This is a genomic window from Victivallis lenta (genome assembly GCF_009695545.1).
Taxonomy (GTDB): domain Bacteria; phylum Verrucomicrobiota; class Lentisphaeria; order Victivallales; family Victivallaceae; genus Victivallis; species Victivallis lenta.
In genome coordinates, this window is the sequence record NZ_VUNS01000011.1 from 88,349 (window position 1) to 113,095 (window position 24,747).

Genomic DNA, 24,747 nt, shown 5'->3' on the forward strand with positions numbered 1-24,747 from the left:
GGTTTTCTTTCTTGATATGATCTGTTGCTGTTGTCAGAGTTTGAAAATGGAACCGATCCGGCTGCCGAGCATGGCTCCGGCGGCCGCCAGCGTCGCGGCGAGGAACAACATCGCCCAGACGCCGAACGCACACGCGATATACGGACCCGAACCGAGCACCTGCGACAGATCGTAGATCGCCCGGGTGATCGGATAGAACTGCGCCTTCTGGGCGAGGATCAGGGAGTCCGACACCTCCAGCATCGAGAAGCTGAAGGCGAAGAGCGCGCCGACGATCACGTTTGCGAAGACGAGCGGCAGCGTGACTTTACGCAACGTCGCAAACGCGGTCGCACCGAAGCTGCGGGCCGCGTTTTCGAGCTCCTCCGGCGTCTGCTCGAGTCCGGCCGAAACCGAGCGCACCACATACGGCAGCCTCCGCACCGCGTAGGCGATGCCGAGCAGCAGGAACGGGTTTTCCACCGGGTTGAAATATTCCGCGGCAAACTTGAATCTGACCGACATGCCGAGGTAACCGAAGGCGATGATGATGCCCGGCACCGCAAGCGGCAGCATGGCGAGCAGGTCTGCGAGCGTGCTGCCCCAGAGCTTCCAGCGCACCGCCGCGAGCGACACGAGCACGCCGACCGCGACCGCGATGACCATGGCCAGCAGAGAGTAGTGCAGACTGTTCACGATGCTCGGCAGCACGATTTTGTCGGACAATGCGTTCTCGAAATGGAGCAGCGTGAATTCGCGCGGCAGGATCGTGTTGTACCAGCGCATCGAGAACGAGGTCAGCACAAGCGCGATATGCGGCAGGGCGGCGAGCAGAGTCACGAAGAGGAAGACGCCGGTCGGCACGAAACGCCGCCAGCCGGCGCGGCGGACGGCGCTCGCTCCGGCCGCCCCCTTGACCGTCGTGTTGAGCGGGGATTTGCCGAGCGCGAATTTCCCGGCGAGGTACATCGCGCCGGCGAAGAACAGCATGACCACCACGAGCGCATACGGAACCGGGTTGCTCTCGAGCTCCATGATCCCGTTGAAGATCTGGACCGAAGTCACCCGGTTGTAGCCGAACATGAGCGGGGTGCCGAGCTCCGTGAAGCTCCAGACCAGCACGATGCTGCCGCCGGCCAGGATGCCGGGTTTCATGAGCGGGAAGGTGATGCGCCGGAACCGCTCCCACCGCGTTGCGCCGAGATTCCGCGCCGCCTCGTCGAGCGCCGGGTCGAGGTTGCCGAGCGCGGTGACCAGATTCAAATAGAGGATCGGATACAGATGCAGCGCTTCGATGAGGCAGACCGACCAGAACCGGCCGCTGCCGCCGAGGAAATCGACCGCCGGGAGCCCGCAGCCGGTCAGGATCGTATTGACCACGCCGTAATGCCCGAGGATCTGCTGGAAACCGAGCGCGCCGACGAACGGCGGCAGGATCATCGGGATCATGACGAAAAGATGCGTGAGATTCTTCCCCGGGAAGTCGTAGCGGTCGTACAGGATCGCGAGCGGGAACGCGATGAGGAACACGAAGAAGGTCGTGACTCCCGCGATCGCGAAGCTGTTGATGAGCCCTTCGCGGTAGATGTAGTTGCTGAACACCTCGGCCAGCAGCCGCCGGTCGAGCCCGACGCCGACCACCGTGAAGATCGGCGCGAGCAGGAAAGCCCCGAGGAACGCGATGACGGCCGCGAGCAGCAGATATTGAACCAGCCGGTTGCCCATTTTATTTTCCCTCCTTCGCGAGCCGTTCGGCTTCGAGGTAGTTGAGCCGCGCCGATTCGCTCCAGCTCCGGATGACGGCGGCGACTTCGACCGCGTCCCGGCGGAGCGCCCGGTTCGCATCGGCGATTTCCGCGTAGGGGAACGGCAGACGGTTGAATGCCCGCATCGCCTGCGGCACCTTTTCGGGGCCGCCGGCGTCGATGATCGCCTTCCAGGCGCGCTGGAGTTCCGGCTGCGGATCGAGCGCAATGGCCCGGATCAGGATGCGCAGCAGCCCGTAGTAGGGACCGGTCAGCTCGGGCCGGTAGACGAAACTGGCGCCGGATTCATACGGGTTGTAGTTCGGATCGGAGCGGTACTCCCGGTATTCGGGGGCGTAGAGGTCGCGCCGGATCGGCGGCCGCCGCAGCGCATGCCTGGCCGGGCCGCCCGGAGTGCCGGTTTTGAAGGCGTGCAGCTTCTGCCCCTCGACGCTGAGCAGGAAATCGATGAACGCTTCGGCCGCCTTCCGGTTCGGCGCGCCGCGCAGCATCTGCACGGGGTCGGCCGAGACGGCGGTTCCCCCTTCGGGCGGAACGTAGAAGAAGTGCGGCGTTCCGCCGAACTGGAGCTCGTTCCACTCCTGCTCGGTGAAGCCGTAGGTGTCGATCGCCATGCCGGCCGCTGCGTTCCCGGCGGCGACGTCGCGCGGAATTTTCCCCGCCGAGTCGGTCAGGTTCCGCGCGTTGCCGAAAATCCGCTTGATCAGGTTGAGCCCTTCTTCCCACCCCTTGTCCGGGCTGCCCGAATCGGCCATGCACTGCTGGATCAGAATTTCGAAGCATTTGTTGGCCGAACCCGATTTCGACGGGTCGGCCAGCGCGATCGTATTGTAGAAACGGGGCGCGGCGAGGTCGGCCCACCGTTTCGGCGGCGCCGGGTCGGCGAGTTCCGCGATGCGGTCCGCATTGTAGCAGATGCCGAACGTGGAGAGCACGATGCCGTAGTAGCGCCCGTCCTTGTCGTACAGCTCGTCGCCGCCGAAACTGCGGGGGATCACGTCGTCGGCGAAGTACTCCGGGTGGCGCTTCTGCGCGCCGCCGTCGACCGCGAAACCGCGCTTCGCGTGGCGCTGCATGTCGAAGGTGCCGCCGCCGGCCATGAGGTCGATGCCGATGCCGACATCCGAGGAGAGGAAGAGCTTGCGGGCCTTCCGGACGGCTTCGGGAGCAGTCGGATCGTTTTCGACGCCGGGCTCCGCGAAACGCTTGGCGATTTCGGGCGTCCACTCTCCGTTGGCCGGGTCGGATTCGAAGAAATGCCGGAATTCGGCCTCGTACCGGTCCGCAATGTATTTGACGATGTCGGAAGTTCCGCCGGGGGAACGGAAATCGAGCTCGATATCGCGGCCGAACCGGTCGCGGTAGTATTGGCGGAACGCCCGGTCGTACTCGTATTTGATCGATTCGTTGTGGGCCGAGATGATCACGAGCTTTTCGGCCGGAGCATCGCTTGGGGCTCCGGAGGCCGGGCGCAGGAAAAACGGGATGGCCAGCAGAACGAAAATCGGCAGCGCGGCAACCAGGATCTTCTTGAGCATGATCGGCCTCTCTTCACCGCATCCGGATCAGGTGGCCGGCCGGAAAATGGAGCAGGTAGTTCCGGCCGGGCGTCCGCTCCGGAGGAGCGCTTTCGATCACGGTGAATTTTTCCCCCGCCGCCTCGAACTCCCACTCACAGCTTTCGCCGGTGAAGCTGCGGCCGGTGAGCCGGGCTTCGATCACATTGTTTCCGGGGGCGTCGGAAAAGCGGATTCGCTCGGGCCGGATCATCGCGGTGACGGTTTCGCCCGGAGCGCCGGAGATCCCGTCGGCGTCGAGCGGTCCGAACGCGGTCTGCCAGCGGCCGGCGGAATCGATTTGCCCGCCGATGAAGTTCGCATCGCCGAGAAAAGAGGCGACGAACTTTTCGCGCGGGGCGTTGTACGCCTTCTCCGGCGTGTCGATCTGGCGGATGACGCCCTGGTCCATGACGGCGAGGCGGTCGGCCATGCTGAGCGCCTCCTTCCGGTCGTGCGTCACATAGATTGCGGTCAGTTTCCTCTCCTTGCAGATGCGGCGGATTTCGCGGCGCATGGTATCGCGCAGCCGGGCGTCGAGGTTCGACAGCGGTTCGTCGAGCAGCAGCAGCGCCGGCTTGACCGCCAGCGCCCGGGCGAGGGCGACGCGCTGCTGCTGGCCGCCGGAGAGCGACGGGATTTTGCGTCCGGCATAGCCGTCCATGCGGACGAGTTCAAGCGCGGTTTGGACCTCGCGTTCGATTTCGGCCTTCTTTTCCCCCGCGGCGCGGAGTCCGAAGGCGACGTTTTCGAAGACGGAGAGATGCGGCCAGAGCGCGTAGTTCTGGAACACCATGGCCGCGCGCCGTTTTTCGGGCGGGAGCCGGGTGATATCGACGTCATTGAAACGGATCGAGCCGGAGTCGGGTTCGACGAGTCCGGCCAGGATGCGCAACAGGGTCGACTTGCCGCAGCCGGAGGGGCCGAGCAGAAAAAACAGTTCACCGGGTTTGATCGCCAGATCGATCGGTTTCAGCACCGGCACGCCCGGCTGATAGGATTTCGTGATTCCCTTGATTTCAACACTGGTCATTTTGTCACTCTTTCCTCCGGGTGCGGGAGCGAGCCGTTCGTCTGCCGAAGCCGGAGATGTTTATACAATATAACCAGTTGGATACAAAAATTCCAGTTGATTTCGCGTTTCGGACGGAATCAAAACCGAAATTTTGTCATAAGAGCCGGTTTCGCCGCGAAAACGCCCGGTGCGCCGGTCCGGACCGGCACGCCGCGGGACAGCCGGGTTATTCCGGTTTTTCGTTTTTCTCGAAATAACGCAGCAGAACGCGTTTGCGGTCGGTATCCTCATCGGCCGGAACCGGATGGGCCCCGTCCGGGCCGACGTGTTCGACGCTCCAGAAGTGGGATTCGCGGAAGGCGTGGTAGCTCCAGTCCCATCCGTATTCTTCGAAAAGCGAAATGACATCCTCGAGCCACCGGGCCGCGCCGGGCGCATAACGGACGGCGGAGAATTCGCCGACATAGATTTCGGCTCCATATTTTTTCTGGAATTCGACCACCGGTTTCATGAGCATTGCGAGTCGTTTGCGGTCCGTATATATGCCGCCGATCACGCCGGGATATCGAGTTCCGATTTTTGAGTTCCAGAACACTCCCTGGTGGGTATACTCGCCAGGGTTGTAGAAGTGGGTCTGGTAGACGATGTTTTTAAGCGGCAGCGGAGTGAAATCAAGGAATCCGTCCGGGCCGCCCCAGTGATTCGGACTGATGATAATCATTCGTTCCGGATCGATTTTGCGGATTTCGCGTGCGGCGTCATATTGAATGGAGAGATAGTCGTGCGGCATATCCAGCGTCTGCATCGGTTCGTTGAAGAGATCGTAACCAGCTATAATCGGATATTTTGAGAAGCGTGCAGCGATTCTTCGCCATGTTTCGAGGTAGGCGCGATAATATTTTTCTTCGGCAAGCGCCCGATTGCCGGCGGCATTTCCGTAGATTGCCGTGGCTTCTTCCCCGGCAGTTCCGAGGGGGCCTGAGCCGTCCAGGCGGCCGCCCGGCAGCAGGTGCATGTCGATGATTACGTTGATTCCATTCCGCTCAAACGCAGGCAGGAGTTTTTCCAGATGGTTTAACTGGCTGTCGATCAGTTTATCGTAGATATCGAGATCGACTGCCTGCGCATTGCTTCCCTTGAGCTGCCAGCGGATGTTGGTCGCTCCCCAGGAGCCGAGATCGTCTACATCCTTTTCGGTCATCTTCAGGGGATCGGGACTCATTACGCCGCGCGTCACCGGGCGGGAGAGGAATTCTTTCGTATATTCGCATTTGAAATTCGGCGGCAGCTTCACCGGAGGTTTCAGGAATCCCCCCTGGCTGATCTGGAAATTCCGGAAGGATGCCTTGCCGCTTGCCTCCTGCAGGCCGGCAACAAGCTCGCCGGAAAGTGCATCCCGAGGTATATTGACTTCAAAATAGGATTTTTTCCAGTCGAAAGTTCCGCGCATGGCAGGAGCCTGCGGGTAAGACATTCCGCTTTCACTTTTGATGATGAGCATATATTTCAGCCCGAAATAATATGCCGGGGCTTTTGAGATTTTCTCTCCCTTGACGAAGGTGGTGAACAGCAGCTTTTTGCCGCGCAGGCGCTTCAGGTCCAGCGATTTCACTGTCACCCAGTGGGAACCTTTCCTGCTGTTCTCCGGAACGGTTACGACGACCGCTTTGCCGGACTCGGTTTCCTCGACCCGGACGAAATCCCGTTTCGGCAGTTCATCGAGATCGATCCGGAGCAGATCGACGAGGGAGGAGTCGGCGTACAGGCATGCCGCTGCGGTCAGCAACAATAATAGAATTGTTTTTTTCATATGGAGTTTTCTATCTGTTGTCGTTATTGAATTTTTATCTGCAGACCGTTCGAGCCGGGGAGAACGCAATATGCGCCCTGATAGTTGGCCAAATCATCATATCGCTGAAAGGTCCGGTGGATCAAATCGCTGAAGTTTTCTTTTGCGGCGGCCGCCGCATGACCGTCGGCGAAAAGGAGATTTCCGCGGCCGCTGTGACACAGACCGAGCTGTCCGAACCGGTAAGTTCCGCAGTCGGCACCGGAAGCAGAGTATTGGATCGTGTCTCCTGCGATGATGAGCTCGCTGGCGCTTTTTATTCTTTTGAAGTTGATCAGCGAATCGCCGCCGGTGAATGGAGAAGTGCCCGTGGCAAGCGGCTTGGGCAGCGTTCGGGCTGTGTTTCCTGCATAGGTGATTACTCCGTAAGGATAACTCCATTCCCAGTTGGCGGCTGGAAGCGCCAGTGCCGGGCAGTACAGAAATGATTTGTTCTTCTGGGGAACGGCGGGTGTGTAACCGTGCGACGCGAGTCCTCCTGCCCAAGTAGTGAGCTTGCCTGATGAATTTTGCAGGGCGGAGCCGAAAAGGTCTTTGTTTGCATCCCGGTAAAATGTGATGATCTGCCCGATCTGCTTGAGATTACCGATACAACTGCTCGCCCGCGCTCTGGTACGCGCCTGATTCAGCGCCGGCAGCAGCATCGAGGCCAGGATCGCGATGATGGCAATAACCACCAGAAGCTCGATCAGTGTGAACGGTTTGCGCATAATACCGGGTATGTGAAACGAAACAGCATTGCCGCCCGGCGAAAAAGCGCGGTATGCGCCGCGCAGCGGATGTGAACGGACTGCACGGTTCGGCGGCAGCCGAAGCGGGCAGCGAGGAGCAGGTGCGACGAAGGTGAACGCAGCGGAGCGAAGGCCCTCTGCCGCAGCCCGCGAAGCGGGCGGTGAAGAGTTGGCCGCCGCAGGCGGACAAGTAAGGAGGACAAAGTCCTCCGCCGCGGGCGGTAAGGGCGCAACCCGCGGGAAATGAAAGCCCGGCACAGAGTAAGAAATGGGGGTGCGGGGGAAATGTATTTCCCCCGCGAATCCCACGGCAATGCAGACGGGCGAGACCAGGAAGAGCAAACAGAACAATTCTGCCGCCAGAGGCCGAATAGATTCATTCAACGAAAAGGAGTTATATCATGACAGACCGTACAAGGAAACTTCACATACCCGGTATTATGCGCAATTGCAGTTATGTAGTGACATATTCGCCGGCAATTCGATCAGCGTGAATTTTCTTCCCATGGGTTTTTCCTTTCAGCTTTGGCTATGGTGGCGGCATAACTTATGTTCCAGAATCCGTTCGAACGGCGGTCGGGCTTCCCTGCATCCGAGAAGCTCCGCCAGCCGGGCGGCGGTCAGCCGGGCGGCCTCCTGCCGCGGCATGGCCAGATAGAAGCAGTCGGGGAAATCCGGGTAGATGCCGTCGTCGATGGCGACCAGCCGGGGAATGGCGTCCGGACGATTGCGGCCGAAGAACTTGTGAATGAATGCAATGTTTTTCGAGTGGGTGATGACGCAGTCATGGTCGCCGCCGCGCAGCAGCGGTTCGAGCTCTCCCGCCGGGACGGACCCGGAGCTCCCGGAGCAGCGGATACGTCCGTCGTTTTCCAGCGCCTGCCGGAAGCCGTCGATGTTGCGCGAGTCGTTGAGCTGGAGCACCCGCGGAGAACGGCGCGCGCCGCAGAGGAGTTCCGCCAGCTCCCGTCCGGCCGCCTCTCCCCGAAAGACCACGCTATCCGTTTCCGGGCAGGGATAGCCGATGTTGACGGCCGGCATCCGGCTTGCGGCGAATGCGGTCAGTTCCGGTTCGACCGAAACGGTGACGAGGGCGTCGATATGCGAGTGGCGAAGTTCGACGTCGAGCTCTTCGACGGTCGTGCAGCCCGCGGTCAGCATATGAACATTGCAGGGGAAGGCACTCAATGCGGACATGAGTTCGGCGATCATTTTCATGAGTGTCGCATCGTAGAAATAGGCGTCCCCCTGATAGAGCTTGATTCCGACCAGCGGCAGCTTGGTTTCCGGGAAGAAATACTGCTTCGGATTCGTGAAAACCCCGACTCCGTGCCGGGAAACCAGATATCCTTCCCGCTCAAGGCGGTCGAATTCCTGCTTGATGGTGGAGGCCCCCAGACCGAATTCGGCGGAGAGGGTCCGCAGGGAGGGCAGCTTCACTTTTTTCCCCTCGCTCTGATAGATGATGTTCATGACGAAATGCCGGATTTTCTGCAGTTCCGGCATCACTTGTTTCGCAGGTCTTTTCATGGCGGCTCTTGTTTTTTTTATGAACAGTTGTGAACAGTTATAATTATGAAGAACTTTTCTGAAAAAAGCAAGAGGCGGAACATAAAAAAAGCAAAAAAATCACCGTTTCGGCTCCGGCAAGGCGGCATCTCCGCCGCCCGGGAGGGCAGGAAGGGGAACCCGCTGAGGGGGCGGAAGAAAACGGCGGCGTGTTTGAAGGGGCCGGCAGAGGCGATCGGACAGCACAGGATCGACGACGCGGCGGAGGAAAGCTGTTTCGCCGGCCGGGCCGGATTTCTCCGGGTTCGTTCCGGCAGCAGCCGTTCCGCGCCGGGAGTGTGGGGGGGGATGCCCGGATACCTCCCCCTCCGCCGCACCGGCAGCGCCGGCGCGGCGGAGAGCCGATGCCGGGCCGCGTTCAGCAGACGGTGCAGCGCAGCGCCCGGATCGTTCCGTCCAGGTCGCGGCACGGTTTTACCGCTGCGACATCGTAGGTCGTGCCGCGCCAGGTCAGCCGGCTCCCCGGCGGGAGCCGGAATCTGCCCGGCAGCAGGAATTCAAACGCGGCTGAGGCGCCGTCCTCCGGCCGGTAGCCGCGACTTTCGATGACGACCGCCGTTGCGCTGCGCTCTTCGTAACGGACCTCGCCATCCGCAAAGCCCGGCTGAAGAATCCGCAGCGTGACCGGTTCGGTACAGCGGAATTCATCCATTGTCCACCTCCTGCCGCAGCGACTGCCAGGATTCGATCTCGCGCCGGATCAGTTCGCGTCGCGCCGGATCGATCTTTCTGACCTTTTCGAGCAGGAAGAGCGCGGTTCGCGCGACTTCGCGGCGGTATTCGATGCCGCCCGAGAAACGCTTGAGTTCGACCAGCGATTCGATGGAGGACTTGAGGTCGGTCACCGCGAATTCGCGGTTGTAGGCGATGCGCGGGACCCGGATGCTGCGGTCGTAGCGGCGCATGAGCTCCCAGCAGTGAAGTTCGGCCTGCTCGAGCTGGTCGACCCGGCTGGCGAGGAATTGCTTGATCTGGTGGTGGTCCCACGCTTTCGCCTCGGCGGTCTGGGCGGCGCGCGAGGGCTGGATCAGCGCCATGCCGACCACGTCGAAAAGCTCGCGTTTCAGCGCGTCGTTCTCAGCCCGGATCGCAGCGGAGTCCGCGCCGGAGGGGGAGATGTAACGGCTGATGCCCTTCTCCTCCGGGCTCTCCCAGATTGCGGCGGAGCGGGCGAGCAGGTGGCTGAACTTCTCCCGGCCGTCCGCGTTTTCTCCTCCGGCCGGGTGTGCGCCGCGGGCGAAGCTGTCGGAGATGACCAGAAGCCCGAACATCTGCTTGACCACATTCATCTGCGCCTCGGACTCGTTGTTCAGAATCGCGTCGGAGATGCGCACGACGTCCTCGAAGTAGTGTCCGCCGTCGATGCCGAACCCGTCCGGTTCGAACGAGAGCAGCGCCGGGACGCAGCCGAGCTTGTGTCCGGCGCGCGAGAGCAGCATGGTCCGCCCGGTCCCGGCCTCCCGCTCGAAGATCATCGTTTCGGTCCGCGTGAAAAGTTTGCGCCGCAGCGCAGGGGAGGGCGGCTGGAACGGGCCGTTGTCGGAAAGAATCCGTTCCTCGAAGATGATCCAGTCGAGCTGCCCGTCCGCGCCGCAGGACCAGTCGGCGACCTCAAGCGGCGACCAGGCGCGGACGGCGGGGCGGATGCGTTCGAGCTTTTTGCGTTCGCAGTCGATTTCTCCCGAGAAGTACGGCATCTCGACCGACAGGGCCGCACCGCCGTAGATGTTGAGCAGGGTCGAGAACTGTCTCATGACCTCATTGGCGCGAAGCCCGGTGCGGGAGAAGTCCTCGACGAGCTCCGGTTCCGCCCCGTCGCGCTGCGGCTCGACCGACAGGATGAACTGCGTGATGAGCCGCGCGAGCTTGCGCGGATAGTTGAAATAATATGCGCGGCGCAACCGCTCCTCGAACTCTGGTTCGACCTCCGACACGTGCCGCACCAGAGCACGGCGGATGTACGCCTCGCCGCCGTAGTAGGCGGCGCGGGAACGTTCCCATACCTCGCGGTTCTCCCGGTGCAGCGCATGGCGCCGCCGGAACAGATAGTCGTAATCCTGCTCCATCCCATATCCTTTCCGTTTGCGCTTCCGGCGTGAATTTCCGGAAGCTGCAAACAGCGGGATATGTCAACTTTTCCGTTCCGTGCGGCTATTCTCCGAACACTTCGGCGCGGAAGGTCTGGAAAACGGTTCCGGGCTGCTGCCAGCCGTTGGCCGGGAGTCCGGCTTTGCGCGAAAGGTATTCGAGCGTGGTCCGCTGGTCCCAACCCTGTTCAAGCGCGACCTGCGGCAGAAACACCGCGCCGCGCGACCCCTGCCGCAGGATGATGCCGTCGACGCCGATCAGAAAGGCCGTCGGGTCTTCGATCGGGCGCGGCGGCGTCAGGATCGACAGTTCGATCAGCGTTTCGCCGAGTTCATCCGGTTCAAGCGGCGGAAAGCGCGGATCGGAGAACGCCGCATTCAGCGCATTGCGCCTGAGATTTTCCCCGAGCGGCTCGAACGCCTCGATGTTGCCGATGCAGCCGCGGAGCCCCCCGGAGCAGTCGTGCAGCGTGACGAAGCAGGCACGTTCGACGGCAAGCTGGGGAATGGCCGGAGCCGCCGGCTGTTCCGCATTGCTGAATTCGCCTGCGATGACTTTACGGACGAACGCGAGCAGCTCGCGCCGTTCCCGAGGAGTGAATTCCGCCGTCATATGCCGTCCTCCCGTCTCTGCTGAATCAGTTCCTGTCGTGATAGATGCGCCATGCGCCGCAGGCGATGAATGCCGCCGTCGGCGCCAGCCCCGCGAACATCGGGTTCAGAATGCCGGCTTTGCCGAGCACGAGAAACACCTGCGCCACGACGATATAGACCACGATGATCACCATTGCCGTGATGATCGCGAGCAGACTGCCGGTCCGCTCGTTCTTGGTCGCCAGCGGGATGCCGAGGAACACCGCCAGAAAGCAGGCCCACGGAAACGCCAGCCGGTAGTAGAACACCGTCATATAGATCGACTTGACCCGCTCCGCCATGTTCGGCGAACGCTGCACCAGGTCCCAGATCACCCAGGTCGGCAGGTCGTCTTTCTCCTTGACGGCGTTCAGGATATCGTTCGTGGCCTCCGGAATTTCGTTCTTCGGAAAGCGCAGCTCCGTCAGCGGAATCTGCTCGTGGATTGCGGAGGTGCCGGTGCTGGCCGAGAAACGCGTGTCATCGTTCCGGTCGTAGGAGATGAAGTTGCCGTTGCGGAAAATCCACGTTTCGTTTTCCGGATCGTACGCGGCTTCGCGGCCGTAGAAGTCGACCTTGCGGCCGACCAGCTCCCGGCGCACCTGCTTCTCCATCTCGGCGCGCGAGAGCGACAGGAGCCGCTCCGCTTTGCCCGGGAAAATTTCGAGGATCATTCTCCGGCGTGCCGCTTCATCCGGCACAAGGACAAGCGAATCGATCATGCCGTCGGTCCAGAAGGTTTTCAGCGTCACGTCGTTCTGGATGTTGCCGGTTGTGAAATTGTTGAACAGCCAGTGACGCTGCTGGTCGTTGCTGCGGTAGGTCAGCAGCCCGCGGACGTACCGCCGCCGCTCCGTCGCGTTGGAACGGATGATTTCAGCCGAACGCTCCGTGAACGGCACCAGCGCCTCGTTGAAGTAGATGTTGATGAAGGTGACTGCGAGCCCGACCACGAAAATCGACCCGCCGCAGCGGAACAGCGACACGCCGGAGGCGCGCATGGCGGTGATTTCCATATTCTTGCCGAAGGTCGCCATGGTCCACATGCAGCCGAGCAGCATCGAAATCGGCAGGATGAAACGGATGTTGCCGGGCTGCTTGTAGGCCAGATAGAGCAGAATGTCGGAGACGGACGCCTTGTTTTCGAGAAAGTCGGAGATGTCCCGGTATACGTCACCCAGGATGAACAGGATGATGAATACGAGCAGGAGCACGCTGTATTTGATCAGGAACTCCCTCAGAATATAGAAATCGAGCCGCGGCAGAGGAAACCACCGGCGCGGCAGCAGAGTCAGGTCTTCGTAACGGGTTTGATGCTTTTTGTCCATAATACTCCCTAATATACACCGGGAACGCAAACAAGGAAAGTTCCGAATTCATATTTTTAAGGAATTGTTGCTTCTGCAAAGGGGCGGAAGGCCGCAAGCAGCGAATCCGGCGTGAGCAGCGGCTCGAGCTTCAGCAGCCTGACCCAGTCCGCTTCGCGCGAAATGGTGACGAGCCCGGCACGGGCGAGCAGATGCCGCAGCACGGTTTTCCGGTCCGGACCCAGCGCTTCCGCCGTCAGCAGGTAATCGAGGTCGAGGTCGAAGATGAACCCCTCCTCCGGCGCGAACTCCGCTTCCGCCAGCCGGGTTGCGAGGAAATCGTCCTCGAAGACGCGCCGGGCCAGCGGTGCGAAGCGGACCGGATCGTTGAGCAGAAGCTGCAGGTCCGGCCAGCTCCGGTCGCAGACCACCCGGATGCGGTCGTTTGCGCAGCCGGGGTGGTCCGCATGGGCGACGATGACCGCCCGGCTGACCACTCCGCCGCGGAGCGCCAGGTCGATATGCTCGTCATGGCGCAGCCGGGAGAGCGCTTCCGTTACGGAGTCGTCGCGGCGAAAATCGAAGGCGGCGACCAGCTCCCGCCGCTCCGGTTCGCTCTTTGCGGCGCGCCCGAAAGCCGGCAGCGTGTCGGTGTGGTGGTCGAAAGTCAGCAGGGACGGCGGAGACGGAAGCGTCCGGCGGTAGCGGGACCACTCCGCAAGGGCCTCGTGATGTTCGTCGACGATCCGGATCAAGATTTCACCTTCCCCTGGCCGGCAGGCAGGAAGAGGTAGAACGTCGTTCCCTCACCCGGCGCGCTTTCGAGCTGAATCCAGCCCTGATGATTCGTGACGGTTCCGTAGACCATGGCCAGCCCCATGCCGGTTCCCTTGCCGACCGGCTTGGTGGTGAAGAACGGCTCGAACAGCTTCCGCTGCGTCGCTTCGGTCATGCCGCAGCCGTTGTCGGAGACGCGGATGAAGAGGTAGTCGGCGGGATTGATGCCGGCCCGTTCCGGCGGCGGCTCAAGCGGAACCGGCGAGGCGTCGGCCGGCCCGGCCGTGATGGTCAGAATCTGTTCGCCCTTGTTGTTCGCCATCGCGTCGATCGCGTTGATCATCAGATTCAGCATGACCTGCTGGAGCTGGAGCGAATCGGCGCGGACCGGTTTCAAATCGTCCGGCACGTCGACCGAAACCGAGAGGTCGCGCTGCTTGCGCGGCCCGAGCAGCCCGAGGCTGTTTTCGAGGAGCTGCCGCAGGTCGAGGTCGGTGACCTGGTATTTCCCTTTCCGCGCGAAACCGAGCAACTGGCTGGTCAGGTGCCCGGCCTGTTCGGCGATGGTCGAGATTTTTTCCAGATGGTTCAGCACTTCGGGATCATCCGGCTGGTGCAGATAATTGATGACGTCGATGTGTCCGAGGATCGCATGAATATAGTTGTTGAAGTCGTGTGCGATGCCTCCGGCGAGCATGCCGAGCGCTTCGATGCGCTGCGAATGCACGAGCTGTTCGGCCAGCCGCGCCTTCTCTTCGGCGAGCTTGCTCTCTTCGGTGACGTCGCGGCCGATCAGGACCAGCAGCAGCTGCCCGCGAATCCGCATCGGCGAAAGCGAGCAGCTGAGGAGCTTGCTCTCCGGCGATTTCTCGTCCAGCCGGCACTGGAACCGCACCGGGCCGTCGAGTTCCGCGCCGAGCGTCAGGCCGGGCCGGTCGAGGACGCGCATGCGCGGAAAGAGCCGCCGGTTGGTCAGCTCGCCCGGATTCGCGCTGCCGAGCAGCCGGGCCGCGGAGAAATTCGCGTCGATGATCCGCCCGTCGCTGGTCAGCATGACGATCATCTCGCCGGCGTTCTCGAGCACGAGGCGGTAGCGGTCGGTCCACTCCCGCAGGTTCGCTTCGAGCTCTTTCGAACGGCTGTAGCTGCCGACGAAGGCGAACAGGATGTCCAGCGGACTTTTGCCGCCGGAACGGATGTCCACTTCGATTTTTGCAAGATAGATTCCGAGCATGACTGCCAGCCAGAACCCGGCGATCAGCCGCGCGATGAAATTGCCGTTGAAGAACGAGGCGGGCAGCCCGTAGATGAGCGCGATGATCTGGCTCAGCAGCGCGCCGAGCAGCAGCGCGGTCAGCAGCGCACCGAGAATGCAGAAGAAGCGCCCGAGGCCGAAGTTTTTGAAACGGGTATAGGCGATCGGCAGCACCAGGAAGTCGAAGAGGTGCGAAAGCGCCACGAGGTTCATCGAATTGCGGCTGCCGCCGAGCAGATTGTCCAGCGTGACGGCTTCGGTTCCGCTGGTCAGCGAGAAGCCGTACCAGTTGCATTGCAGCCGGGTCAGTTCGCCGAGATACAGGTAAAGCCCGAACAGCACGGCCGCGCCGATGATGATCCGCTGCGCCGCCAGCGTTCCCTCCGTAATGTACACCATGAGGTAGGCGGTCAGGATCGGCAGGAAGATCACGATGCGGCCGACCTCGAAATCGATGGTGCCGAAGAGGACCGTGCGGATTTCGGCAGCACTGACGAAGTGCGAGAAGAGGAACAACAGCCCGAGGGCCATGTAGAAGGGCGCTTTGCCGATGGCGCGCCGCTGGCTGTACAGCATGCCGAGGCCGACGAAAATGAAGGTCATTTCGAGAAAGGTCAGCAGCAGCGCGTGGAAATGTTCCATTCTTTATCCCTCAGTCGTTGGTTTCCCGTTCCTGCGGCGGATTCATCCGCTGTGCCTGCTTCAGCCGGATCTCCCGCAGGTGGCGCCTTCTGCCGTACCGGTGCAGCTGCCAGGTGTTCCAGCCGTTGTGCCAGAGCACGTAGAAGGTCGGGCCGAGTGCCACGAGCGGGTTCGCGTTGGCCAGCGCGAGATAGATGGTCAGCGTCGTGTTTTTCTGGCCCAGCACCTGACTCGACTCCCGGCGGAATTTCTTCCCGCCGAGGAACTGCCCGAACCAGAAGTTGAAAGCGCAGATCGCCAGCGAAATTGCCGCGATTTCGAGCAGTACGGTTTTGGGCAGGTGGCTCTGGCCGTGCAGGAACGCCGAAGCATTTGCGATGATCAGGAAGATCGCTCCGACCCAGAGGAAGAATGAGAAATTCTTGAGTTTTTTCGGCAGCTCCGTCGCTTTTTTACAGAAGAGCCGGATCGGAACCGCCGCCGCCAGCGGAATTCCGATGACGACGAGCAGACTCCGGATGACGTCCGCAAAAACGGTCGGCGCCGGATTGCCGATCGCGACCGGGATCAGGAACGGGAGCAGCAGCGCCATGCCGAGATTTGTGGTCAGGAACGCGCTGACCGCATATTCGACCCTGCCGCCGAGCAGGTGGACGATGACCGCCGCCGCCGTCGCCGTCGGCGTGATGCCGGTGAAAAAGGCGGCCATGGCCAGTTCGCTGCTCCCGAAAATCCTGCACAGGAACCAGCTGCCCATGCCGATTCCGATGTTGGCGAGCAGGATGTTCAGGTGCCCGAGCCGCAGCGTCCGCCAGGAGACCCTGACCTGCAGGAAAACGAGGAACATCATGATGACGATAAGCCAGCGGATCAGTCCGTTCAGCGCCGAAGCCCACGGACAAAGATAACCGAGCACGAAGGCCGCGATCATCGCAGAGGTGCGCAGGTGCTGCATCATTCCGCATCCTGCTCCAGTTTCAGGAAGCGGTTCACCGCGTCCTCCAGGTCTTCGGCCACCTCGATGCCGCTGACGTCCTCGTTGCGGAGAACTTCGGCGCCGTAGCCGGTTTTGACCAGGTAGCAGGCCCGGCAGCCGGCGGCCCGCCCGGCCGCGATGTCGCTCAGCCGGTCGCCGACCATGGCTGAACGGGCCGGGTCGATGTCGAAGTCGCGGCAGCCGGCCAGCAGCATGCCGGGTTCCGGCTTGCGACAGCCGCACGGGGAGCCGTATTTCGGGTGGTGCGGACAGTGGTAGAAGCCGTCCACCCCGGCACCTTCGGCGGCCAGCAGCTCCCGGATTCGTTCATGCACCGCATGCACGTCCTCTTCCGCATACATGCCGCGCGCCACGCCGGACTGATTCGTGACCACGACCGCCAGGAACCCGTGTTCGCGCATGCGCTTCAATGCCGGGACGACCCCGGGGAGAATCACGACCTTGTCGGGTTCGAAGAGGTAATCGACCTCCGCGTTGATCACGCCGTCGCGGTCCAGAAAAAATGCTTTGTTCATCGTCGTTCTATTTCCTTCTTGAGAGGCTGCCGGCCGGAACCAGCCGGATCTCCCTGATCTCATCACTGCCCACCGCCGCCGCGATCCGCGCCAGAAACAGATCCAGCGACGGCGTCAGTTCGCGCACCAGCGCGCTGTGGCGCACCTCGAGAAAGAGCACACCCTCCCGGCAGCGCGCCGGCCTGGCGCATGCCGCGAGCTTGCCGGGAATGATCTCCTTCCAGCGCGTTTCGAGCGTGATGTAGAGCGCCACATCGCGGTCGATCAGATTCTCGCAAAGCTCCTTCATGACCTCGGCGGCGCTGACCGGCCCGGCGGAGTGGGCCGACAGCTCGAGCGTGCCGCGTTCGCGCCCGTACCAGCTGCGGAACAGCGGCAGCAGCGTCCGGCGCTGCCGGAACTGTTCTTTGCGCGACTCGGCCATGCTTTCTCTCTAGATGTTGATGTTGACGCCGAACAGCATGACCGGCAGGAGCAGCGTGTGGACTATGAGCTTTGCAGGCGCTATTCCGCCTTTTATGACATAGACCAGGCCGTGCTTCATGCTGCCGAAGCACATGTAGCCCAGCCCGTACGGCAGGTAGAAGATCTGAAAGACGTCCTTGCCCATCTGAAGCAGGCATTTCCCGGCGTTGTAGACGCCGCGGTAGATGTAAGGCGCGGTTTTTTCGGCCGCCTTGATGGCGATGGGGGCGAGGATCGCCAGCGTGACCGGGTCGATCGCTTTCGCTTCGGGCATCGGAAATGCGACGGTTACCATGGCGACCAGCAGACAGATTGTGATGATTCTTCTCATGATCTTCCTGAAATTACGGTTTCATATCGTTCACTATGTCAATAACACTCACGGCTGCGGCGACAGCCGGGTTGCGATTTCTGCGAGCAGCCGTTCGGCGGCGGCCGGTCTGGCGAGCTCCGCGGCGAGGGCTCCGCGCTGTTTCAGCCGCTCCGGCTCCGCGAGGAGCCCGGCGAGCAGCCGCTCGATCCGTTCCGGCGTGCATTCGGCGTTCGGGAGCAGTTCCGCCGCACCGTGTCCGGCCAGAACCCGGGCATTGTCGTACTGATGATTCTCGGCCGCGTACGGGTACGGAATCAGGACCGAAGCTTTGCCGAACCGCGCGAGTTCCGCGACCGTGCTGCCGCCGGAGCGCGAGAAAACGAGGTCGGCGGCGCCGAGGAACAGCTCCATTTTTTCGCTGCTTTCAAGCAGGAGCGACGGGAAGACGACGTCGCCGTAGGCGTCTCTGACCTCGGCCAGCTTCTTCGGCCCGGCCAGATGGAGCACCTGAAACTCGGTTTTCTCCTGCAGCTTCCGAAGCGCCTTCGGCACCGTTTCGTTGAAGATCGAAGCGCCCTGACTGCCTCCGAAGATCAGCAGCGTCGGGATCGCGGTGTCGAGCTCAACGCCGAATTCGCGGTTGAGCCCGGCGATCGCCTCTGCCCGCGTGATTCCGGCCGCCTGTTCGAGCTCCGGACGCAGCGGCATGCCGGTGACCAGCAGCTCGCCGCGGCATTTTTCCGCATTGCACGTTGGAAACGCCGTGGCCAGCAGCTTTGCATGCCTGCTGAAAAAGCGGTTCGCCTTGCCGACCCGCGCGTTGCCGTCATGCAGGAATACCGGAATTCCGCTCCGGCGCGCCGCCAGAATCGCCGGCAGCGATGTGAAGGAGCCCATGCCGAGCAGCGCCTGCGGCCGCAGCGTGCGAAGCTCGCGCCGCGCCGCATGGTAACCGCCGAGCGCGCCGCAGCCGAATTCAAAGAGCGTGCCGATTCCGCGCGGAGACGGCATGCGCGGCAGCGCCACGGCCGGGACGCCGAACGAGGCGGCGATGCTTTTCTGTCTGGCGGCATTGGTGCCGGAGAGCAGCAGCAGCGCCCTGCCGCCCCGCTTCTGCAATACGCGCGCCACGGAGAGCCCGGGGTAGAAATGTCCGCCGGTTCCGCCGCAGGTGATGGCCAGTGTCAGTTCGGGCATCACAGCTCCTCCTTGCGCTTCCGGTACTGGCGGAACCAGGGCAGGAAGGAGAGCTTCGCCCGGATCGAATTCTGATACTGCATGTTGTAATTCGGGTATGCGTTGTCGAAGGCGATGGAGGCCAGGATTCCGACCGCGATCAGGCTGGCCATGATGTTGCTGCCGCCGTAGCTGATGAAGGCTGCCGGCATTCCCTTGGTCGGCGCCGACCCGGTGACCACCGCGATGTTGATCGCCGCCTGGACTGTGATGCCGAGCGTGAGCCCGCACCCGAGCAGCATGCCGAGGCGCGACCGCGAATTCATGCTGATCCGGAGCCCGTACCAGGTGAAAAAGGTATAGAGCGCCAGGACGCCGAGCATGCCGATGAGGCCGAGCTCTTCGCCGACGATCGAAAGAATGAAGTCCGTGTGCTGCTCGGGCAGGTACTTCTGTTTCAGGCGGCTCTCCATGAAGCCGACGCCGGTCCAGCCGCCGGAACCGAAGGCGAGCAGCGAGTTCCAGAGCTGGTATCCGCCGCCTTCGCGCATCTCCTCCGGCCGCAGGAAGGTCGTGACCCGCCCGAGCCGGTTCGCATCGAAGAAGACGACGTAAAGCCCGGCCAGCACGACGAGCGTTCCCGGAATGGCCAGATAGTACCAGCGCAGCCCGGCCATGACCGAGATGGCGACGGCGACGGTCAGCACGAGCGCCGTCGTCCCGAAGTCGCGGCCGATCAGGATGCCGCAGATGACCGCCCCCGCGATGCCGACCAGCGGCAGGACGCCGCGGCGGCCGAGGAAGTTGTTGAAGGTCCGGATATTCTCCGAGCAGTATTTCGCCACGAAGAGCGCCACGGCTATCTTCGCGAATTCGGAGGGCTGCAGCGTCATGACCAGACCCGGCAGCCGGATCTTGATCCAGCGGTTCGCCCCGTTGATTTCGGGAAAGCAGAAGGCGGCGATGAGGAGCAGCAGGAAGACGCCGCCCATCAGGAAGAGACTCCACGACGCGAGCTTGCGGTAGCCGATGACGAAAGCCGCCGCCCCCCCCAGGCCGCCCATGGCGGCCCAGATGATCTGGTTGCGGAAATACTTGAGCCCATCGGTGTTGTAGCTGGCCGAATAGAGCATGGTCAACCCGAAGACGACGATCAGCGTCACGACCAGCAGCAGCCCGTGCATCGCGTTGACCGATGCCGCGCTCTCCCGCGTATCGAGCTCCACCGGGGCGGCGGGCTCATCGTTCAGGAAAATGCTCCTCAAGGGCCGCCTCCGTCAATCCAGCGAGAGTTCCGCGCCGCGGGCGATCTCGGTGAGCCCGTGCGAGGCGACGTAAGCGGCTGCGTCCTCGTCGTCGAAGACCGCCAGCGGCGAAAGCTCGATTTTCGCATCGACTCTGCCGTCGGCCGTGCGCGGAATCCGGACGCCGGCCGCTTCGAGCCGCTTCGCGTCGCGCTCGATCAGCATTTCTCGGCAGCTTTCGACCGAATCGACCCCGGTCGGATTCTTGGTCGGAGCGAAAACGGAGCTGCGGTCGCCTTCGAGCACCATGGTCCGCTTCGCGAGCGGCATTGCATCGAAGATGAACGATTCGAGCTTGACCGCATTCGGTGCATCCGGCTTGATCAGGCAGCCGGTGTCGTCCACGTACGGGACCTTCTTGTCGGCACGGTGCCACGGCAGCTTCAGGCTGCCGCCCACGGTCAGCTGCTCGATGAAGCTGCGCGAAATCATATGGATCGCCGGGCTGCCGGCGATGAAACGCAGCGATCCGTCCGGATTCCGGCTTTCGGCGAGGGCGGCCGGCAGGTCGCTGTACTCGATGATTTCGAGCCGGCCGTTGGTCACGCAGAAGTTGCCGAGCTTTTCGAACGGGCCGGTTTTGGCCAGCATGATGGCGGACATTTCGGACTGTTCAAGGTCATGCAGCCCGAGGAACAGCGGGGAGACCACCGGAACCAGCGGATTGTCGACCTGGAAGTAGGAGAGATAATCGACTCCCTCGGATGCCATCCGGTCGAGCGCGCCGGATTTGCGCAGCGCGAGCAGCGTGCCGCCGTGTCCGTCCGGAGAAAGCGAGAGCGACGACTTCGAAGCGAGCAGCAGCTTGCCGTCGTAACCGCAGGCCGGCATGGTTCCCTGCGTGAAGAAGAACACCTGCTCCGGCGCGAGCCCGAAAAATCCGTTCTCTTTGAAAAACGCCTCGGTCGCTTCGCGGTTCAGCAAACTGGTCATGATGTACCAGGTCAGCGGCCGGCCGAATTTTTCGCCGGCGCGCCGGATCGACTCGGCGAAGTACGCGAAAAGCGGCCGGCCGGTGACCGGGCCGATCGGGTAAGTCCCCTTCGGACCGTCGAAGCCGAGCCGGGTGCCCTGGCCGCCCGCGACGGTCAGGCAGCTGACCTTGCCGGCTTTCAGGAGCTCGACGCCGCGTTCGGCGGCGCGCTTGTAAAGCGCGGCCTGTTCCGCGTCGCGCGGCTTCAGCGGGAAATAGGGAGCCGGGCCGAGATCGTCCGGAATCGCCGTTTTCGGCTTGCTGAGCACGTAATCGCGGATCAGGTTCGTCATTTCGGGGAAATCGATCGCTTCGATCTGCCCGGCGAGTTCATCCTTCTCCGCGGCGGAAAGCTCGTTCCAGAAGCGCAGGAGCTGATCCTGCCCGGCGGCCGCGGTTATGTTCAAAAGTTTCTGATAGGCGTCCATGTTTCAAGTGCTCCTTCGTATGAAAACGTCGTCGAAAACGTGTATGATGAAGCGGCTGAAGCCGCCGGATACAATATAGCCCGCCTCGGCGTTCTCCGCCACTGTTTTTACGATAATTTTGTCATCTTTTGCCGGAGCGGATTGCAAGATGCCCGGATGACGTGTATCTTTAACCGGCAGAAGCGGAAACAAATTCGGGGGGACGGGCCTGTGGCGAAGAAAACGGAAACGGATGGAAAGAGGAAAAAACGGCTGTGGATCATTCTGCTGCCGGTTCTCGGAGTATTTGCGGCGCTGTTCGTCGCGGCGTTCTGGATCGCGGCGCTCCTGTTCGGCGGCGAACCGCAGCTTCCGGTCGAACCGCTCAGGCCGGAGGATTTCAAGCTGATCAGCAAGCTGACCGCCCGCTTTTCAAACGAGTTCCTGAACGGGAAGCCGGAGGAATCCGAGCTGGTCCTCACTCCCGGGGAGATCGCTTCGCTGATCCGCGTCTCCGACAACGGCGCGCTGCTGAGGATGTTCGGCGGCGGCAGCGGCGGTGGCAAGACGAAGAATTACGACGCGCGTTTCGAGAACGGACGGTTCGAGATTCTTTCGCCGGTCCGGACCGGGCTGACCTGGCTGCGGGGCGGCGTCATCATGGTGGATATGAGCGTGCGGCCGGAGAAGGACGGCGACGAACTCACGCTCGATATTTCGCGGATCAAAGCCGGTTCGATCGCGCTGCCCGGCTTTCTCGTCGACCGGATGCGCCGCCAGTCGCTCGAAGAGGCGCGGAACCTGGAGGAGTACCGGCTGTTCGACCGCTGCGTGAAAAGCCTCCGCATCGACGAAGAAAACAATCTGCGGATCGTCTATCGCCCGGCGGAACTGCTGAAGCTGATGCCTCCCAAAGTGCAGCAGTTCCAGCAGATGATGCGCCGGGGGCGGTGAGGCGGCGCCGGACGCCTCACCCTGGCCGGAGCGGGTCAGTATTTCTTGTAGAAGCTCTTGAAGGATTTCTCCGCATTTTTGAGCATGGCGGCCTGTTCGGTGTTCACGTGGCCGTCCAGATAGCAGACGTTGGCGAGATTGTTTCCGCCGTGGCGGTAGGCGACATAGTTCGATGCGGCGGGGCTGGCGTCCCAGTAGCCGTATTCGTTGACCTTGAGGTAGGTGCTCGGGTCATCCCCTTTGCGGTAGACGGCCCAGTCGCAGCTGTCGATGAAGCCGATGCGGGTGCCGGGTTCGACCACGCGCGGAAGCTTCCAGGCCAGGATTTTGTCGCTGGAGTCGCTGGCCCAGGCGCCGATGGCGAAGTCGTGGGCCGGGATTCCGTAGCTGCGGGTGAGATCGTGCAGCCCGCCGCTCGTGTGCCTGGGGGAGAAGGCCGACGCCGCGTTCGGACAGATCAGCCCGGATGACGTGTAGCCGTCCTGCATATTGTCGGCTTCGCTGGCGCCTTTATAGGCTCCGCCGAGATACTTCATCCAGGTCAGGTTCCGGTACCAGGTGATGTTCATGTGCCCGGGCACCCAGTAGTCGTCGTTCGCGCCGGCGTACAGGTGCGATGCGGTTCCGAACTGTTTCAGAATGCCGGTGCATTTGATCTTCTTCGCGGTTTCCCTCGCCTGGTTCAGCGCGGGCAGGAGCATCGAGGCCAGAATGGCGATGATCGCAATCACGACCAGAAGCTCAATCAAAGTGAATCCGTGCTTTTTCAATTCTCTTTCCTCCTCCGGGTAGTGAAATTACTGGTCAAGGAGCGGTTAATGCGTTAACCGGCTTTCTTTAAATATTATACCAAAAAAATTCCGGAAAGCCAACCCTCTTTTGCCGGAAAGCGGAAAATTATTGCCAAAACGATTGAATCGCGGGTCGTTTACCGATACATTATAGATAGTGTTCACTGTTTTACCGGGGAGGATCGAATGTCGAAAAAATTGCTGTTTGTCATTGCCGGCCCGCGTCTGGCGGGCTGCACCGCGTTTGCGGCCCGCACGGCGGCGGAAGCCGCCCGCGCCGCGGGCAGCGAGGTCACCATCGTCGAATTGCCGAAGGTCAAAGGCGGCACGACCGGGTGCATTAGCTGTTACGGCTGCCAGCGCTCGGCAGAGTACCGGTGCGTACTCGATGACGGGATGAGCGAGCTGGTCGCTTCCGTGCCGCAATATGATGCAGTCGTGATTGCGAGCCCGGTGTTCTTCTTTTCGATCTCCTGCCAGGCCAAGGCGTTCCTGGACCGCTTCTTCTGCCTGATCAAGCATCGGGAGGACGGTTCGATCGCAACGCCGCTCGGCCGGGTCGGACTCGCGTTCATCACGACCTCGGGCGGGGATGAGGACGACAGCGGCGTCAGGAACATTTATGGCACGATGCGCGACTGCGCGGCCTTTCTGGGCTCCGGCGAGCCGAAGTTTCTCTATTACGGGCTTTGCGGAGACCCGGCCGTTTTCAAGGCCGACCCGGCCAACGCTGAAAAAGCGGCGGCGTTCGGCCGCTCGCTCTGAGGAAGCGGGAGGAACGCGCCGTGGAATATTGGCCGGGGCCGATGGAGGGAGTCATGACTCCCGCGCTGATTCGCGCCGCGAATGAATTGGAGCTGGTTTCCCGCTGGATGACTCCGTTTCTGCGGATCACCGCCGGGGCGCCGAAGCGGCGCATTCTCGACGCTTTCCTTGCGCCGTTTTCCGGGACGGTTCCGGTGACGGTTCAGTTGATGGGGACCGATCCGGCGGCAGTGGCGGCTTCCGCCGCTGCACTGGCCGGGCTCGGCATCCGGGCGTTCAACCTGAATTTCGGCTGCCCGAGCCGTCAGGTGACGTCGGGCGGCGCCGGGGGCGGTGCGCTGCGCGATCCGGCCGGAATGCTGCGGATGGCGGAGGCGGTCAAGGCGGCGGCGCCGTCGCTTCCGCTTTCCGCCAAGCTCCGGACCGGCTGGAGCGATCCGGCGGAGCAGGAGACGTTTCTGCCCATGCTGGCCCGCAGCGGATGCGTCGATCTGTTTTTCATACATTTCCGGACGGTGGCGGAGCAGTACCGTCCGGTCGGAGGACGGCTCGAACGGCTCGGGCGCGCCGTGGAGCTGGCCGGGGAGGTGCCGGTCGTGCTGAACGGCGACGTCGATACGCTTGAGGATGCGGAGCAGCTTTCCGCCGCGCTGCCGGGAGCAGCCGGAATCATGTGCGCACGCGGCTGGCTGCGCGACCCGTACCTGCTGCGGAGGCTGGAAGGGCATTCCGCGCCGGAGCCGGAAACCGGGCGGGAACGGTTTTTCCGCACGGTCGTCGGGAACGGATTTCCGGTCAATAAATCGATCGAGCTTTCGAATTTCATCTGGGGCCGGGAACGGAATCCATACTTCCGGCACCTGGTCACCCTGCCGCCGCACACGCAGTTTCGCCCCTGAAAACGCGAGAGAGCGGTGCCGG

General features: G+C 62.2%; 23 protein-coding genes. 3 read left to right on the forward strand and 20 right to left on the reverse strand.

The features are described from left to right. Nucleotides 1-33: 33 nt before the first annotated feature. The 19 genes from FYJ85_RS11460 to FYJ85_RS11550 form a co-directional block, all read right to left on the reverse strand. A complete protein-coding gene (locus tag FYJ85_RS11460; protein WP_154418659.1) occupies nt 34-1,704 on the reverse strand; it encodes an ABC transporter permease in 1,671 nt (556 codons plus the stop codon). A gap of 1 nt (nt 1,705) precedes the next feature. Continuing rightward, entirely contained in the window at nt 1,706-3,283 is a 1,578-nt protein-coding gene (locus tag FYJ85_RS11465; protein ID WP_154418661.1) for an extracellular solute-binding protein, read from the reverse strand. 13 nt (nt 3,284-3,296) lie between these two features. Next, nucleotides 3,297-4,334 carry an ABC transporter ATP-binding protein gene (locus FYJ85_RS11470; protein WP_106054329.1) on the reverse strand — a complete coding sequence of 346 codons (1,038 nt, stop codon included), beginning with the start codon at nt 4,332-4,334 and terminating at the stop codon, nt 3,297-3,299. A 208-nt stretch (nt 4,335-4,542) separates the two neighbouring features. After that, nucleotides 4,543-6,126 (reverse strand): glycoside hydrolase family 5 protein, encoded by a 1,584-nt coding sequence (locus tag FYJ85_RS11475; protein ID WP_154418663.1) that lies wholly within the window; start codon nt 6,124-6,126, stop codon nt 4,543-4,545. A gap of 23 nt (nt 6,127-6,149) precedes the next feature. Continuing rightward, nucleotides 6,150-7,247 (reverse strand): prepilin-type N-terminal cleavage/methylation domain-containing protein, encoded by a 1,098-nt coding sequence (locus tag FYJ85_RS11480; protein ID WP_154418665.1) that lies wholly within the window; start codon nt 7,245-7,247, stop codon nt 6,150-6,152. Nucleotides 7,248-7,415: 168 nt separating this feature from the next. Then, nucleotides 7,416-8,426 carry a GntR family transcriptional regulator gene (locus FYJ85_RS11485; protein WP_154418667.1) on the reverse strand — a complete coding sequence of 337 codons (1,011 nt, stop codon included), beginning with the start codon at nt 8,424-8,426 and terminating at the stop codon, nt 7,416-7,418. A gap of 397 nt (nt 8,427-8,823) precedes the next feature. Further along, on the reverse strand, nt 8,824-9,117 hold the full coding sequence (locus tag FYJ85_RS11490) for a hypothetical protein (RefSeq protein ID WP_154418669.1): 294 nt from the start codon (nt 9,115-9,117) through the stop codon (nt 8,824-8,826). Next, nucleotides 9,110-10,531 carry a hypothetical protein gene (locus FYJ85_RS11495; protein ID WP_106054335.1) on the reverse strand — a complete coding sequence of 474 codons (1,422 nt, stop codon included), beginning with the start codon at nt 10,529-10,531 and terminating at the stop codon, nt 9,110-9,112. The genes FYJ85_RS11490 and FYJ85_RS11495 overlap by 8 nt, the downstream gene beginning before the upstream one ends. 85 nt (nt 10,532-10,616) lie before the next feature. Further along, nucleotides 10,617-11,165, reverse strand: coding sequence for an AmmeMemoRadiSam system protein A (gene amrA, locus FYJ85_RS11500; RefSeq protein WP_106054336.1), 549 nt, complete (start codon nt 11,163-11,165; stop codon nt 10,617-10,619). Nucleotides 11,166-11,190: 25 nt separating this feature from the next. Then, complete coding sequence (locus tag FYJ85_RS11505; RefSeq protein ID WP_106054337.1) at nt 11,191-12,513, reverse strand: LptF/LptG family permease; 1,323 nt, start codon at nt 12,511-12,513, stop codon at nt 11,191-11,193. Nucleotides 12,514-12,569: 56 nt separating this feature from the next. Beyond that, entirely contained in the window at nt 12,570-13,247 is a 678-nt protein-coding gene (locus tag FYJ85_RS11510) for a peptide arginase family protein (RefSeq protein ID WP_154418671.1), read from the reverse strand. After that, nucleotides 13,244-15,166 (reverse strand): sensor histidine kinase, encoded by a 1,923-nt coding sequence (locus tag FYJ85_RS11515; protein WP_154418673.1) that lies wholly within the window; start codon nt 15,164-15,166, stop codon nt 13,244-13,246. The genes FYJ85_RS11510 and FYJ85_RS11515 overlap by 4 nt, the downstream gene beginning before the upstream one ends. Nucleotides 15,167-15,176: 10 nt before the next feature. Then, nucleotides 15,177-16,124, reverse strand: a complete 948-nt coding sequence (locus FYJ85_RS11520; protein ID WP_106054340.1) for a bile acid:sodium symporter family protein — start codon at nt 16,122-16,124, stop codon at nt 15,177-15,179. Next, nucleotides 16,121-16,741, reverse strand: a complete 621-nt coding sequence (gmhB, locus tag FYJ85_RS11525) for a D-glycero-beta-D-manno-heptose 1,7-bisphosphate 7-phosphatase (protein ID WP_338116705.1) — start codon at nt 16,739-16,741, stop codon at nt 16,121-16,123. The genes FYJ85_RS11520 and gmhB overlap by 4 nt, the downstream gene beginning before the upstream one ends. Then, nucleotides 16,686-17,102, reverse strand: a complete 417-nt coding sequence (locus FYJ85_RS11530; protein WP_106054342.1) for a DciA family protein — start codon at nt 17,100-17,102, stop codon at nt 16,686-16,688. The genes gmhB and FYJ85_RS11530 overlap by 56 nt, the downstream gene beginning before the upstream one ends. A 9-nt stretch (nt 17,103-17,111) precedes the next feature. Then, a complete protein-coding gene (locus FYJ85_RS11535) occupies nt 17,112-17,474 on the reverse strand; it encodes a hypothetical protein (protein WP_106054343.1) in 363 nt (120 codons plus the stop codon). A gap of 48 nt (nt 17,475-17,522) precedes the next feature. Beyond that, nucleotides 17,523-18,653, reverse strand: a complete 1,131-nt coding sequence (locus FYJ85_RS11540; RefSeq protein ID WP_154418675.1) for a UDP-N-acetylglucosamine--N-acetylmuramyl-(pentapeptide) pyrophosphoryl-undecaprenol N-acetylglucosamine transferase — start codon at nt 18,651-18,653, stop codon at nt 17,523-17,525. Then, complete coding sequence (locus tag FYJ85_RS11545; protein ID WP_106054345.1) at nt 18,653-19,897, reverse strand: FtsW/RodA/SpoVE family cell cycle protein; 1,245 nt, start codon at nt 19,895-19,897, stop codon at nt 18,653-18,655. The genes FYJ85_RS11540 and FYJ85_RS11545 overlap by 1 nt, the downstream gene beginning before the upstream one ends. A gap of 12 nt (nt 19,898-19,909) precedes the next feature. Beyond that, nucleotides 19,910-21,337 (reverse strand): UTP--glucose-1-phosphate uridylyltransferase, encoded by a 1,428-nt coding sequence (locus FYJ85_RS11550; protein WP_154418677.1) that lies wholly within the window; start codon nt 21,335-21,337, stop codon nt 19,910-19,912. Nucleotides 21,338-21,547: 210 nt separating this feature from the next. On the opposite strand from FYJ85_RS11550, the gene FYJ85_RS11555 reads away from it, so the two are divergent. Next, nucleotides 21,548-22,270, forward strand: a complete 723-nt coding sequence (locus FYJ85_RS11555; RefSeq protein WP_154418679.1) for a hypothetical protein — start codon at nt 21,548-21,550, stop codon at nt 22,268-22,270. Nucleotides 22,271-22,305: 35 nt separating this feature from the next. Here the strand turns inward: FYJ85_RS11555 and FYJ85_RS11560 are convergent, their stop codons facing one another. Then, nucleotides 22,306-23,040, reverse strand: coding sequence for a type II secretion system protein (locus FYJ85_RS11560; RefSeq protein WP_154418745.1), 735 nt, complete (start codon nt 23,038-23,040; stop codon nt 22,306-22,308). Between the two features lie 207 nt (nt 23,041-23,247). Between FYJ85_RS11560 and FYJ85_RS11565 the strand changes: the two genes are divergently transcribed. Both FYJ85_RS11565 and FYJ85_RS11570 read left to right on the forward strand, forming a co-directional pair. Next, on the forward strand, nt 23,248-23,826 hold the full coding sequence (locus FYJ85_RS11565; RefSeq protein ID WP_106054349.1) for a flavodoxin family protein: 579 nt from the start codon (nt 23,248-23,250) through the stop codon (nt 23,824-23,826). Nucleotides 23,827-23,846: 20 nt separating this feature from the next. Beyond that, on the forward strand, nt 23,847-24,725 hold the full coding sequence (locus FYJ85_RS11570) for a tRNA-dihydrouridine synthase (RefSeq protein ID WP_154418681.1): 879 nt from the start codon (nt 23,847-23,849) through the stop codon (nt 24,723-24,725). The last annotated feature ends 22 nt before the right edge of the window (nt 24,726-24,747 follow it).

Excerpts from the sequence above, each read along its gene's own strand:
- FYJ85_RS11460 (WP_154418659.1), bottom strand. The coding sequence starts at position 1,704 with ATGGGCAACCGGCTGGTTCAATATCTGCTGCTCGCGGCCGTCATCGCG.
- FYJ85_RS11465 (WP_154418661.1), bottom strand. The coding sequence starts at position 3,283 with ATGCTCAAGAAGATCCTGGTTGCCGCGCTGCCGATTTTCGTTCTGCTG.
- FYJ85_RS11470 (WP_106054329.1), bottom strand. The coding sequence starts at position 4,334 with ATGACCAGTGTTGAAATCAAGGGAATCACGAAATCCTATCAGCCGGGC.
- FYJ85_RS11475 (WP_154418663.1), bottom strand. The coding sequence starts at position 6,126 with ATGAAAAAAACAATTCTATTATTGTTGCTGACCGCAGCGGCATGCCTG.
- FYJ85_RS11485 (WP_154418667.1), bottom strand. The coding sequence starts at position 8,426 with ATGAAAAGACCTGCGAAACAAGTGATGCCGGAACTGCAGAAAATCCGG.
- FYJ85_RS11490 (WP_154418669.1), bottom strand. The coding sequence starts at position 9,117 with ATGGATGAATTCCGCTGTACCGAACCGGTCACGCTGCGGATTCTTCAG.
- FYJ85_RS11495 (WP_106054335.1), bottom strand. The coding sequence starts at position 10,531 with ATGGAGCAGGATTACGACTATCTGTTCCGGCGGCGCCATGCGCTGCAC.
- amrA (WP_106054336.1), bottom strand. The coding sequence starts at position 11,165 with ATGACGGCGGAATTCACTCCTCGGGAACGGCGCGAGCTGCTCGCGTTC.
- FYJ85_RS11505 (WP_106054337.1), bottom strand. The coding sequence starts at position 12,513 with ATGGACAAAAAGCATCAAACCCGTTACGAAGACCTGACTCTGCTGCCG.
- FYJ85_RS11515 (WP_154418673.1), bottom strand. The coding sequence starts at position 15,166 with ATGGAACATTTCCACGCGCTGCTGCTGACCTTTCTCGAAATGACCTTC.
- FYJ85_RS11520 (WP_106054340.1), bottom strand. The coding sequence starts at position 16,124 with ATGATGCAGCACCTGCGCACCTCTGCGATGATCGCGGCCTTCGTGCTC.
- gmhB (WP_338116705.1), bottom strand. The coding sequence starts at position 16,741 with ATGAGATCAGGGAGATCCGGCTGGTTCCGGCCGGCAGCCTCTCAAGAA.
- FYJ85_RS11530 (WP_106054342.1), bottom strand. The coding sequence starts at position 17,102 with ATGGCCGAGTCGCGCAAAGAACAGTTCCGGCAGCGCCGGACGCTGCTG.
- FYJ85_RS11535 (WP_106054343.1), bottom strand. The coding sequence starts at position 17,474 with ATGAGAAGAATCATCACAATCTGTCTGCTGGTCGCCATGGTAACCGTC.
- FYJ85_RS11540 (WP_154418675.1), bottom strand. The coding sequence starts at position 18,653 with ATGCCCGAACTGACACTGGCCATCACCTGCGGCGGAACCGGCGGACAT.
- FYJ85_RS11550 (WP_154418677.1), bottom strand. The coding sequence starts at position 21,337 with ATGGACGCCTATCAGAAACTTTTGAACATAACCGCGGCCGCCGGGCAG.
- FYJ85_RS11565 (WP_106054349.1), top strand. The coding sequence starts at position 23,248 with ATGTCGAAAAAATTGCTGTTTGTCATTGCCGGCCCGCGTCTGGCGGGC.